The organism is Paenibacillus sp. FSL R5-192, assembly GCF_000517845.1.
In the GTDB taxonomy this organism is placed as follows: Bacteria; Bacillota; Bacilli; order Paenibacillales; family Paenibacillaceae; genus Paenibacillus; species Paenibacillus amylolyticus.
Window position 1 is genome coordinate 77,217 of record NZ_ASPR01000005.1, and the last position, 12,376, is coordinate 89,592.

Sequence of the window (12,376 nt, forward strand, 5' to 3'; positions counted from 1 at the left end):
CTTCTTCCATAATATTATGTCTCAATGTCTGGCAATATATGCTGAATGACTAACGTTCAAATGCCACTTTGAAGGTCGTGCCCTGTCCTTCCTCCGATTCCACAGTAATGGTTCCATTATGTCGTTCCACAATACTTAGGCACATGGACAATCCAAGTCCGGTTCCCTTGGCTTTTGTCGTATAGAAAGGTTCAAACAGCTTTTCCTTCTTCACTCTGGGTAGACCAGGTCCTGTGTCACGTACACACAGTTCCACTTTATCATCCACTATCCGCGTCTCCAGCGTAAGCACACCCTTCTCATTCATGGCTTCCATCCCGTTACGGGCCAGGTTCAACACCACCTGTTTGATTTCCTTAGAATTGAGATGCAACTTTGGCACATTATGGGCCAACATGAGTTCTATACTCTGACCACGCAGGTTCGCATCCGCCCATAACAACGGACTGAGTTCATGGATGATATCGTGCAGCTGGGATTCTTCTTTCTCGGCAATACGATTCTGAGCCAAAGACAAGAAATCATTAATGATACTGTTGGCCCGGTCCAGCTCTTCCAGAACGATCCGGTAATAGTGATCGAGGGAATCAGGACTCTTTTCCTGCATGAGTTGAAGAAAACCCCGCACAACCGCCATTGGATTACGCACCTCATGCGTAATGCTTGCAGCCATCTGCCCCACCAGACTGAGACGATCCACATTATCCAGTTCACTTCGCAACATCTCAAGCTCCGTGATATCCTGAATGATCAGCATGGCTCCTGTAACTTCTCTCGCAGACTCTGTTGAAAAGGCATAAATCGGTACGGTTCGGGACTGAAATACGTGTGCACCGTAACGAACGGTCAACCCACTAATCTCACCATGAACGACGGCTCTGCGAATGCTTTTATCCATCTTGTCCGCCTGACCTTGTTCAACAAATTGACTGGCAGGCTGTCCAATGAGATCAGGTGTGGAGGTACAAGGTAACTGCTCCCTTGCGGTTTGCTCCATCATCTCATTGACAAACATCACTGTGCCTTGTTTATCTACGGTGGCAATGGAGAGAGGCACTGCATTTAGAATCTGATGAAGTTTCTCCGTTTCAGCTATGTATCGGTGGTGGACTTCCGAGAGATGCTGTTCCAGCCCGCGATAGTGCTTCATCCGTTCCAGCCATAGCAGACTCAGACTGCCCGCAACAATGGCTCCAGCGGTATATCCAAGTGCTGTAAGTATCATGTAGGTCGCAGAGTATGTGGATTCATTCTGGAGGGATGCGATCCATAACAGACTCGTTACAACCAGTTCCATTGTAATCAGGATGATGAGGATCGCCATTTTGCGTGAAGGTGTATTATGCTTGAATCGTTTGGCAGACAACCATACAATAGGATAGAGAAGAATGCCCGTATGAAGGAGAAATCCGTACAGATCATAGGGATGCGCAAAAAGAAAATAGAAGAGAATATGTAGAATGGACAGCGTTACGCCTATAGCGGACTTACAATACAAAATAACAAGTATCACAGGTACGATGCTTAATGATATGGGTACGGCCACCGGGCTTGCATAGAGCGCAAACAGCAGACACAATAACATGCTCGCGACACTTGTCACAGCAAAACTGGTATGAACGATTCCGGCATGTTCCATTCTGGCAATAACCCGCTTGGAGAGTGCCAGACGGAATAAGGGAATCAGAAATACCGCCGACCCTGCCAGCAGTACTTGTAAAAGCATGTCCTTTAACGCAACCACAATGCCATCTCCTCCTCTGCCTGCACATTCCCTCATGTATTTCTGATTAAAACATAGGCGACAGTATATTACAATATATCCCTTAAGACTGCACAATAGAACTGCTCATAACTCCATTATATTTCAGAAAAAGCCAGGAGTAGACACATTTTACGTAAAACAGACAAAATCAATGAAAAAAGAGGGTAATAACATATGTATGATGTCATTGTAATTGGTGGTGGATCTGCGGGCCTGATGGCTTGCGTTGCTGCTGCCGAGCATGGAGCCTCCGTGCTTCTGCTGGATAAAGGAGATCAACTGGGTCGTAAACTCGGCATCTCTGGCGGAGGTCGATGCAATGTAACCAATGCCAAGGAAACGGATGAACTAATCCGACATATTCCGGGTAATGGACGCTTTTTATATAGTTCGTTTCAAAATTTGGACAACCAGGGAATCATGCGTTTCTTCGAGAATCTCGGAATTGCCCTGAAAGAAGAAGACAACGGCAGAATGTTCCCTGTAACCGATAAAGCCAAAACAGTTGTGGATGCGCTGGTTGGCAAGATTGTCTCCCTCGGCGTTGAGATTCGCACCAAAGAACCGGTCAAGGAAATTATTCAGAATGGTCAGCAGATACAAGGTGTTAAATTGATATCCGGTAAAACCATTCTTGGGCGCTCTGTCATCATCGCTACCGGCGGCAAGTCCGTACCCCAAACGGGATCTACCGGAGATGGTTATCCTTGGGCTGAGGCTGCGGGTCACACGATAACGGAGTTATATCCGACCGAAGTGCCCATTGTGTCTGGAGAGAGTTGGATTCAGTCTAAAGAACTGCAAGGTTTGTCTTTAAGGGATATCGCTCTATCCGTAGTAGATGCCAAAGGAAAAACAGTCATCTCTCATCGCGGGGATATGATCTTCACGCATTTTGGCGTGTCAGGACCGGTTGCACTGCGCTGCAGCCAATTTATCCGCAAGGTTCAGATGAAGTCTGGAAACCCACAGGTCATTATGAGCATTGATCTGTTCCCGGAACTGTCCTTAGGTGCATTAGAAGCACAGGTGCAACAAGTATTGGAACAAGAGTCCCGCAAAGCTGTCAAAAATATTTTAAAAACATGGGTTCCTGAACGTATGATTCCCTTAATGATGAAACGGGCAGAGATCAGCGATGACCTCACGTTCCACCATTTCCCCAAAGGTATGTTAAGCAACTTGTGTGGGCTAATGAAAGCTTTTACCTTCCGTGCAGACGGAACGAGATCGCTCAAAGAAGCCTTTGTTACTGGGGGAGGAATCCACTTAAAGGAGATATACCCAAAAACAATGGAATCCAAGCTGCTGCCTGGACTATTCTTTTGCGGTGAAGTTTTGGATATTCACGGCTACACCGGAGGGTATAATATCACCGCTGCATTCTCCACAGGATACACGGCTGGCATGCATGCAGCTGAATATAAACACGTTACATCATAATAGGTATTACACCTTTTAACCCGATAATGAATTAGCTCAGATGCCAAAAACCCCGATATCCACTATTGTGGACGATCGGGGTTTTTGGGCATTGTTCCATTTTAGAAAAATTAGCTCGAACTGCTCTTAGCTTGTGATGCTTCTATGCTTTCACACTGCCTGAAAATCCATCAGCCGAATCATCGTATGTCGGGTCATCGCTATAGTTATGTCTGCCTTGCTCAGCCTGGCTTCCCTGGTTTTGGCTCGCATAACCCTCATGCCAGTCTTCATTCACGAGATGAGCCGGAATCGATATATTCTGAAACTGATCCAGTTCTTCCGTTTGCGAGGCAAACACGGCACTTCCTCCATGAGATTGTACAATCTCTACGGCAGACTGAGGATCTTGGCGATCTGTGGGGATGTACAGTTCCAGCGGGCCGGACTGATACGGCTTATATCCCAATTCCTCCAAGGTTGCCCTGGCGGCATTCAACGCTGAATCGTCTGAAAAGTGCACCTGTAGTTCGCTATTATCCATCATCTTCTCTTCCTCCTTGCTACAGCTAATCTCTCATCATCCATAGATGAGATTCTTCTTCTATAGCATGGGCAGATATAGCGCACGATATGCTCCGAATTAGAAAGGAATTCCTTTAGGGCGTGTCTGAAAACTCCGAAGGAATCAGATTTTGCCGAATTTTCGTTCCAAGCAAGGAAGTTTTCCGCAGGCGTGCCGGGGCACGTCAAGGGAAAGTGACACAGCATGGGGCGAAAAGGCGGTAAAAGATGAACTTCAGCGAGTTTTTGAGACACGGCCTAGGCCCGGGTCAGCCGGACCCATCCGGCAATAGATAAGACGCAGAGTCCGAAGGCCACCGCACCTGCAGCTGTCAGAATACCGACGATCCAGCCGAGCCAGGCCAATCCCAGCGTGAATCCCATAAGAATACCAATCGGGACAAACAACATCCGAACCATCATTGAACCTGCAAGATGCAGCGCCTCCGTGTCATACGTTATAAGCTGAACATAGTCGGACGTGGCAAAAACATCCCAGGAACGATAAAACATCACCGTCAACATGATGATTAATAACGCACACACAATGACATTGACCGGAAAAGGTGGTAATGCAACTGCTGCGATGGATAGTCCGCCAAGCTGCAGATACAATTTCATCGTGGCCGAGTTTCGGAAAAATGCCTTGAATGCAATCTCCGCTGTCCGATTCGCGATGGAACGATTACGTAACAGTTTACGCGGTTTACGGAAGATGATGGACCGTGTTCGTGGGGCTTTCGGCTTGCTCACCGCCCGGCTTAACATTAGAGCTGTAAGCTGCAGCCTGCTCCGCAGATCCTCCCGCACATCCCCTTCAAACGTTCCCTTCATCAATAGCCTCATCTGTCCAACTGTAATTAGAAGAAGCATGATAATTACGATTCCAAAACTGATTTTCCACGTCTGTCCATGCATCCATGATGTCGCATGAATGGTCATGTAACCTATGCCAATGACGAGAGGGATCATCTGAATCCAGCGTCGCCATCCAGTATGTCGAACCTTCGTCATATGTAGTGTTATGGCTTGGAATGAAGCTACCGCACCAAACCAGACAGCCATAAGTGCAATCTGGAGATTCGACATCTCATAGACACGGGACCACAGGGGTGCGGTCAGCGCTGTAATCAGGATCATTTTGCCCAGATGTTGCAGACAGGACCGGTAGAGCCCTTGCCTCATCAGTGTTCGCATCCACAACGGTCTTGATTTCAAAAACAATACATCCGCTTCCTCCACAAATATCAACACACCACCGGTAAGCATAACCACGTCGATCAGCCCAGTCAGTACGGGGAGCGGTAATCCTGTCGCCCATGCAGGCAGCGGTTTGGTCCACAGACTCGTGTACCATCCAATCAGATAGAGCAGACCCGGAACAAGCAGGTATACCCACACTGTCCAATCCACGACGAGTCTGAGATTTTTCATCTGTTCCTTGAAATGCTCTTTGCGTCTTCGTCTGTATAAACGAAGTGGGGTATAACACTGGGAAGTTTCCATTCTCTCTCACCCTCTCTCTATCTAAGACGTCAGTACATCAAAACAGTCAAACAAAGAGGCTTCCGGCAATCCTGCCACTTCACGGATCTCATCCAATGTTCCCTCGGCAGCAGATCTGCCCGAAGCAATCAGAATAAACCGGTCGCAGATTCGTTCAGCGGTATCCAGTACATGCGTAGACATAAGCACACCCGCGCCGCGGCGACGTTCATCATCAAGTAATTTTAGAAAATCCTTGGTTGCACGAGGGTCCAGTCCGATGAACGGCTCGTCCACAATATAAATATCCGGCGAAGACAGAAATCCGATCATCAACATCATTTTCTGCCGCATGCCCTTTGAGAAACTGGCTGGAAGATCATTCCGAACGTGGTCCATACCGAAACGAACCAACAGTTCCTCCGCTCGGGCAACAAAAGCTTCTTCCTCCATTTCATACGCCGCTGCGGCCAGATCAAGATGTTCCCATAGTGTCATATATTCATAAAAAACCGGTTGCTCCGGAATATAAGCATAACGACCATCTCCGCCAATCGTAACTTCATAGTTCGCATGTTCCAGCAGACCAAGAAGCGTTTTGATTGTGGTACTTTTGCCCGCACCATTGGGTCCGATAATACCTACCAGCTCTCCTCGCCCCACATTCATTCGAATATTGCGTATGGTCGATTGTCCCGGCTCGTATCCTGCCTCTGTAATATGTACGTCCAATATGGACTCCTGTACTTCCGTGCTTTTATATTCCGTTCCCATATCATTCACTCCCTGTTCTAATCGGGTGTTTATTTCATTCTTTATGTTTTATTGTAATCGAGTTGCGGGCTGTGTGTTTGATCATTTTGAGCATTTCTATATAGATGGGTAGGCTTCGTTACCAAAAGCTGATGATTGTGCTCTTACAACAGCAGATTCAAGCAGACCAGAATCTTTAACTCCAATCTGCTCTCCAGGACTGTAACGCTTAATCATAGCGTCGTTGATCGCAATAACCTCTTGAATACTCAATACCGGGTCATACTCACCTATCCTTGAGACCTTTCAAGGTTTGATCATAATCACCCATCACATCAGCCAATGTATCCATAAAATCACTACTAATTCCGTTAGGCAAATTAACTTTTGCAGACTTTTTAATAATAATCTCCCCATTTTTATAATAAAAAGAAGCAGGGGTTCCGGAGCCCCTGCTTCTTCATATTACAGTGAAAATCTCATATTACCGATTTGTCTCCACCACAGATGTAGTTTCACTCTCTGCATCCGCATCCGCATCCACGTTCAGATCCAGATCCAGTGCTCCGCGGCTTTCATTCGCATAGCTGCTGTTGTCGTGACGCTCGCTGTCTTTCACGTTGCTGTTGCGTTCAGATTGAGTCCATGTTGCACTCTCTCCCTCCGCTTTCGCGTTCAGACCCAGATCCAGTGCGCCGCGGCTTTCGCTCGCATAGCTGCTGTTCACGGTACGCTCGCTGTCTTTCACGCTGTTGTTGCGTTCAGATTGAGTCCAAGTCGCACTCTCACTTTCCGCTTTCGCGTTCAGACCCAGATCCAGTGCTCTGCGACTTTCGCTTGCATAGCTGCTGTTCACGGTACGCTCATTGTCTTTCACGCTGTTAGTGCGTTCGGATTGAGCCATTGTTGCACTCTCTCCTTCGGCTTTGGCGTTCAGACCAAGATCCAGCGCTCCACGGCTTTCACTCGCAGTGCTACTGTTTACGTTACGCTCGCTGTCTTTCACGCTGTTGTTGCGTTCGGATTGAGTCATCGTTGCACCCTCTCCTTCTGCATTCGCGTTCAGACCGAGATCCAGTGCGCCGCGGCTTTCGCTCGCATAGCTACTGTTGTCGTTACGCTCGCTGTCTTTCACGCTGTTGTTGCGTTCAGATTGAGCCATCGTTGCACTCTCTCCTTCGGCATTCGCGTTCAGACCCAGATCCAGTGCTCCACGGCTTTCGCTCGCATAGCTACTGTTCGTGTTACGCTCGCCGTCTTTCACGCTGTTAGTGCGTTCAGATTGAGCCATCGTTGCACTCTCTCCTTCTGCTTTTGCGTTCAGACCTAGATCCAGTGCTCCACGGCTTTCGCTCGCATAGCTGCTGTTCACATTACGCTCGCCGTCTTTCACGCTGTTATTGCGTTCGGATTGAGTCATCGTTGCACTCTCTCCTTCGACTTTTGCATTCAGACCGAGATCCAGTGCGCCACGGCTTTCACTGGCATAGCTACTGTTCGTGTTACGCTCACGGTCATTCACGTTGCTGTTGCGCTCGGATTGAGCCATCGTTGCACTCTCTCCTTCGGCATTCACGTTCAGACCAAGACCCAGTGCTCCACGGCTTTCACTCGCGTAGCTGGTGTTCACGTTCCGATCATCGCCGCCTCTTGAATAGTCGCTCATCGTTGTACCTTCTCCCGACACATTGGCATTCAGGCCAAGGCCCAGCTTGCCAGAACTGCTACGCTCAACTGTGTGGTCGGAAGAACGATCATTGTAACGGTTCATACTCTCGGAAGATAAGCCGGCGTTAAGGCCAAGATCCAGATTCAATGCTCCAGTTGCACTGGATGAACCTCCGTAGCTCCCATGGTTACCGTAACCTGTGTCACGGTGTCCTGACAGAAGAGATCCCAGTTCCAGGCGCAAACCTGCATTTAGATCCAGATTGCCACTGCTGTTATTGCTATAGCTATCGGCATAAGTTGCCTGCGAAGCTCCCAGCAATCCAGCTACCAACGTACCCGACAATACCGACAATTTTACCCAACGATTCACTTTTTTCATGATTATACACTCCTTCTCAATTTTGGTTGAATTAACGCCATTGTTGCCTATGAGAAAGAGGTATATTGCGGCGGCCGCCCAGGTGGTGCCTGTGACCATTGACTGAACCCATCGAGCCGTTCCATTCGGAAGGCAAAATCGTAATCTGGCGTAACCAGACCCGTTGTTGCTCCCGGAAGTGCAGCGGCTGGAGCGGTTGCTCCACCTCCAGTTACACCGGACGAACCGGAGCTTGTCCCGGCGGAAGCATTAGCTGCTCCGGGAGAAGTTGCTGCAACAGACCAACTTGTTGGTCGTTCTGTGCGAGGGTGCAATGGAGATGTTGCATCATCATCATCTGGTTTCAGATTGGCTTCCTGGTTACTCTGCACTTGTTCAGTGACAGCTGGTTTAGCAGTTGTCTGATCTACGAGGAATAACTCGTTATCGGGCAAACCTGCATTAACATCGGAATCCTGCGTCAAATCGGTTCCTTCCATAGGCAATGCCTGCGGGACAATAGGTTGTTCTGGACGTACTACTGGTTCCGGGGTGACCTCCATCACTTTACCCGTAACCTGTATTGCGTCCTGTCCTTCCTCGTTGTTCTGTGATGAAACAGGATCTGCGAGTGCACTCGAATTGGAAATTTCAACATTCGGTGTTTTGACGAGCGTCGGCTTTTCCGGAGTGACTACAGGCGGTTCCGGCTTCACACTTGGAATCTCCACCTTTTCCTGATCAGGATTGAGTTCAGCGGATACGTCTACAACTGGAACTTCTGCTTTCACAGAAGGCAACTGTACATTTACCTTACTCAGATCCACACGGGATGAAGAGATATTGACCGAAGTAACTTCAGGTACATCCACCTTCACGGAAGGCAATTCAACCTTACCCTGCCGAAGGTCTGTTTTTACAGCAGACGTCTCTGCCTTGATCACATCGGGTACCTCTGCGGTAACACCAGGCAAGGAAGCTGTACCTTCGTTGAGGTTCACCTGACTGCTTGATACATCGGCTTTGATCACCGGTGTATCCGCCTGTACAGACGGCAGTTCGACGGTTCCCTTCTTCGCATCAATCCCAATCTCTGATGTTCCGGCCGATCCAAGCGGTGTATCTACTTTCAGCTCAGATACACTCAGCTTACCTGTCGATTCGTTCGCTTTGATCGAAGGAACTTCAGCATCCAGCAGTGGTGTGGATACCGATACTGACGGAGTCAGGTTCAACCCGCCATACGAATCACGTGAAAACAAATTTAGCGACAAGCCGCTGGAAGGTTTTTCAGAAGATACCTGAGCCTCGTCTGCGTATACATGTGACGATCCAAACCCCAGCATCAAAGTCCCGGCGAGTATAGCCAGTGGTATGCTTCCAAGACGCATAATCGATTTTGGTAACTTTACATTCAAGTTGCTTCACCCCCTTTCCGCTAATGCGTTGGTGGGACAAAGCATATGAGTTTTCCCCTAGGAATAATTAGAATACAGGGATTTCTGCCTGTTCCTCATTAAACGTGAAGGCGTTTACTCAAACGCTTTATAATCATAAACTTAAAATTTGAAGTAAATTCAAACCTTCATTTCAACTGTTCTAACCTGAGCAGATCCGGCCTGTTTTCAGTCGCCTGCAATCATCGTCTTGGCTTCAATGGAGCCAGTCAAATCGGCTTTTTCCCCGCTACGTTTCATCAAATAAATCAAACCAAGCAGGGTCATCAAAATGCCTGAACAGACAAAAGCCGGCACTACACCAAATGAGGTGACCATAAATCCGCCTACCACCGGGCCCATAATATTACTGGCTGTCATCACGCTGCCTACCGTTCCAAACACCCTGCCTGTCATCGCCTCAGGTGTCTGTTCCTGCAACAGGATCTGAAAGGGGACAATTGCAAACCCAATTCCAACACCTGCCAGGGCAAAGAGGGATACTAACAACAGATTGGCACCTAGCCCGGCGTGCGGCCAAATCCCAACAATAACTCCGGCTCCGCCGATAACCAGACCCATGAGTATGGTGCCCAGACCCATTTTCAAAACATGCCCTGCATGCTTCCACTTCCGTACACTCATCGCTGCAATTAATGTACCTGCGCCACTTGCTGCCACGCACCATCCCAGCAGATCACTTGAAATTCCGGGAAGTTGTCTGAATAACACCACAGTCTGTGAATCGGCAAATTGCAGAAAAAGTATGGCTGAAGCAAGCAAGATCAGAGACGTTCCTACATGAGGGAGAGATGCGAGCATGCGGATACCCTCAAGTGTTTCTTTCCAAAAAGAGCCTTTTGAGCGGTTGCGAACATCCCCAGCTGTCTCTTCCTCTACTTCTGTTACGTTATGAATTGCGGTTTGGATCACCCGAGTTCCAGGAATCCACAATAAAATGATGCCGGAGATAAGAAAAGACGCTGAATCGAGAACAAAACACCAGGTAATTCCAAAGGCGGCTACCAAAAGTCCGCCAAGCGCCGGACCAATAATTTTGGACATCTGTTCAATCACCGAGCTGATGGATACAGCTTGGGCAAGGTGTTCGCGAGGTACAATTTCCTTCAGCTTTCCGTTTTTGGCCGGAGAGAAGATTACATCAAACAGGGATTTAAGGACAAGCAGTATGTAGACGTGCCAGATCTGGTCAGCAAAAATTAACGCACCCACGATGATAATCCGTGCACCATCGGCTACAATCATCAGCCATTTTCGGTTCAGGCGATCTGCAAGTGTGCCTGCGAATGGCCCTGTCAACAGAATGGGTAGTGCTGCGGAAAGTGTGACAAATGTAATCTCCCAAGGCGTTGCATTCCAGCGGATACCCACGAGGGTCAGAATTGCGAGCAGATGCAGCCAATCACCCAGATTGGAAATAGCCTGTGCCACCATCAATGTTACAAAAGATCGGTTATTCTTCAGCGGTCGTTGTCCTTCAAACGTTAAATCACTTGTCATCCTTCTTCTCCTCCATTATATTCCAATTCATAGTATGAACTCATTATATAGAGCAGCCCTTAACTCGACCTCCTGCCAGAGGCGGAGAAAAAGCGACATCTGAAGGATGATTTTTCAGCATGATGAATGATCAAATTTTAAATGCTAAAAATGCAAATCTTGTGACATATCGCATGTTTTTCGTAGAAATAGAAGTTTACAATTAAACTATGGCGACAACCTGAATCGTCAAACATAACTAACCAACTCATATAAGTTGAAATACTCTTTTACATGAACAGCATAACGGAGAGGACAGAAATAACCTGAAAAAGCGAAGCGTTCACCTAAAAGCTTTCTGAAAGAAAGCTCCATCGGAAGCATACGCTATCACCGGATTTTACCTTTGAAGAATATTTCAAAAAATCTGGGGATAACAGTGATTGGAAGGTTGTTCTGTCCTCGTAGTGGTAGGTTGTAACTTTATCATTTCAACTTATAAAACTAATCTGAAAAGGCGGGATCAGCATGCTGGAATTACAAGAAATCGGAACCGAACGTTCACTTCATCTGTACCGCACCTTGGCCCAGACATTCAAGAGCGTGAATGAACACGCTGTATCCGGAAGCAAAGTGCATGGCTTCAACCCCACCGCGTACGGGGTACTCGAAGTGTTATATATGAAAGGAGCTCAGCCGATTCAACAGGTTGGCGCACAACTTCTGCTGCAAAGTGGTAATGTGACCTATGTGATCGATAAGCTGGAGCAAAAAGGATTGTTACACCGCAAACATTGTCCGCAAGACAGACGTATCATCTTTGTGGAACTGACCGAAGAAGGACAGCGCACCATGGATGACATCTATCCAGGTTATGCGTTGAAGATTGATCGGGCTGTAAGTGGATTGAGCGAGGAAGACAAGGAATTGCTGTCCGAACTCTTGGGAAGGCTTGCACATTCTGCAGACCGTTTATCAGCGAGCAGCTAGGGCGTATCTTAAAACCTGTCGAAAGTGGGAGCGCTAACGCTAACGAACCTGTGACGTCTTATTCAGGGGTTTGAAGCGCTTGCAGCATTTTAAGGAATCTGACACACGCTATCTTTGAATAAACAGCCGTTTACAACGTGTTTTTCAGGTGATTTCGGGAAATAACTTGTCTCATGTTCCTTACAATTTAGAAAGAGGAGCAGAAGGTCAAATAAGACGTCCTCCGTTCCTTAGAAATTCGTCTGGACGATTCACCAGGATCAGCCAGCCTGTACTTCAAAATGCTTTAGACCCGGATATCCCACTAACGTATCACTTGCCTGAGTTTGAAGATACACTCTAGTCCACTGCACATGTGCCAACAAAAATAACCGGATTTGCCTGACATCGGCGAATCCGGTTTTTCATATGTTTTTCGTATATATATCTTCT

Annotated in this window: 10 protein-coding genes; 2 read left to right on the forward strand and 8 right to left on the reverse strand. The window is 47.6% G+C overall.

Annotation, left to right across the window (positions count from 1 at the left end):
- Nucleotides 1-49: 49 nt before the first annotated feature.
- Nucleotides 50-1,726, reverse strand: a complete 1,677-nt coding sequence (locus C161_RS03370; protein WP_235193725.1) for a two-component system sensor histidine kinase NtrB — start codon at nt 1,724-1,726, stop codon at nt 50-52.
- Between the two features lie 213 nt (nt 1,727-1,939).
- Here C161_RS03370 and C161_RS03375 point away from each other — a divergent pair, with 213 nt between their 5' ends.
- Complete coding sequence (locus C161_RS03375) at nt 1,940-3,208, forward strand: NAD(P)/FAD-dependent oxidoreductase (protein ID WP_036668236.1); 1,269 nt, start codon at nt 1,940-1,942, stop codon at nt 3,206-3,208.
- Between the two features lie 142 nt (nt 3,209-3,350).
- Here C161_RS03375 and C161_RS03380 read toward each other — a convergent pair whose 3' ends face one another.
- From C161_RS03380 to C161_RS03410, 7 genes are all read right to left on the reverse strand, one after another.
- Complete coding sequence (locus tag C161_RS03380) at nt 3,351-3,734, reverse strand: hypothetical protein (RefSeq protein ID WP_051447349.1); 384 nt, start codon at nt 3,732-3,734, stop codon at nt 3,351-3,353.
- 275 nt (nt 3,735-4,009) lie between these two features.
- Nucleotides 4,010-5,257 carry an ABC transporter permease gene (locus tag C161_RS03385; protein ID WP_036668238.1) on the reverse strand — a complete coding sequence of 416 codons (1,248 nt, stop codon included), beginning with the start codon at nt 5,255-5,257 and terminating at the stop codon, nt 4,010-4,012.
- 21 nt (nt 5,258-5,278) lie between these two features.
- Nucleotides 5,279-6,010 carry an ABC transporter ATP-binding protein gene (locus C161_RS03390; protein ID WP_036668240.1) on the reverse strand — a complete coding sequence of 244 codons (732 nt, stop codon included), beginning with the start codon at nt 6,008-6,010 and terminating at the stop codon, nt 5,279-5,281.
- A 96-nt stretch (nt 6,011-6,106) separates the two neighbouring features.
- Complete coding sequence (locus C161_RS32560) at nt 6,107-6,262, reverse strand: hypothetical protein (protein ID WP_036668267.1); 156 nt, start codon at nt 6,260-6,262, stop codon at nt 6,107-6,109.
- A 211-nt stretch (nt 6,263-6,473) separates the two neighbouring features.
- Complete coding sequence (locus C161_RS03400) at nt 6,474-8,039, reverse strand: hypothetical protein (protein ID WP_036668241.1); 1,566 nt, start codon at nt 8,037-8,039, stop codon at nt 6,474-6,476.
- 47 nt (nt 8,040-8,086) lie between these two features.
- Nucleotides 8,087-9,436: a hypothetical protein gene (locus C161_RS03405; RefSeq protein WP_036668242.1), complete on the reverse strand. Its 1,350-nt coding sequence runs from the start codon at nt 9,434-9,436 to the stop codon at nt 8,087-8,089.
- A 207-nt stretch (nt 9,437-9,643) separates the two neighbouring features.
- Nucleotides 9,644-10,975, reverse strand: coding sequence for an MFS transporter (locus C161_RS03410; RefSeq protein ID WP_036668243.1), 1,332 nt, complete (start codon nt 10,973-10,975; stop codon nt 9,644-9,646).
- Nucleotides 10,976-11,482: 507 nt separating this feature from the next.
- Between C161_RS03410 and C161_RS03415 the strand changes: the two genes are divergently transcribed.
- On the forward strand, nt 11,483-11,944 hold the full coding sequence (locus tag C161_RS03415) for a MarR family winged helix-turn-helix transcriptional regulator (protein ID WP_017690799.1): 462 nt from the start codon (nt 11,483-11,485) through the stop codon (nt 11,942-11,944).
- The last annotated feature ends 432 nt before the right edge of the window (nt 11,945-12,376 follow it).

What these genes read in the sequence shown, in the direction of transcription:
- C161_RS03370 (WP_235193725.1), bottom strand. Translation starts at nt 1,726, where the DNA reads ATGCTTTTACAAGTACTGCTGGCAGGGTCGGCGGTATTTCTGATTCCC.
- C161_RS03375 (WP_036668236.1), top strand. Translation starts at nt 1,940, where the DNA reads ATGTATGATGTCATTGTAATTGGTGGTGGATCTGCGGGCCTGATGGCT.
- C161_RS03380 (WP_051447349.1), bottom strand. Translation starts at nt 3,734, where the DNA reads ATGATGGATAATAGCGAACTACAGGTGCACTTTTCAGACGATTCAGCG.
- C161_RS03385 (WP_036668238.1), bottom strand. Translation starts at nt 5,257, where the DNA reads ATGGAAACTTCCCAGTGTTATACCCCACTTCGTTTATACAGACGAAGA.
- C161_RS03390 (WP_036668240.1), bottom strand. Translation starts at nt 6,010, where the DNA reads ATGGGAACGGAATATAAAAGCACGGAAGTACAGGAGTCCATATTGGAC.
- C161_RS03400 (WP_036668241.1), bottom strand. Translation starts at nt 8,039, where the DNA reads ATGAAAAAAGTGAATCGTTGGGTAAAATTGTCGGTATTGTCGGGTACG.
- C161_RS03410 (WP_036668243.1), bottom strand. Translation starts at nt 10,975, where the DNA reads ATGACAAGTGATTTAACGTTTGAAGGACAACGACCGCTGAAGAATAAC.
- C161_RS03415 (WP_017690799.1), top strand. Translation starts at nt 11,483, where the DNA reads ATGCTGGAATTACAAGAAATCGGAACCGAACGTTCACTTCATCTGTAC.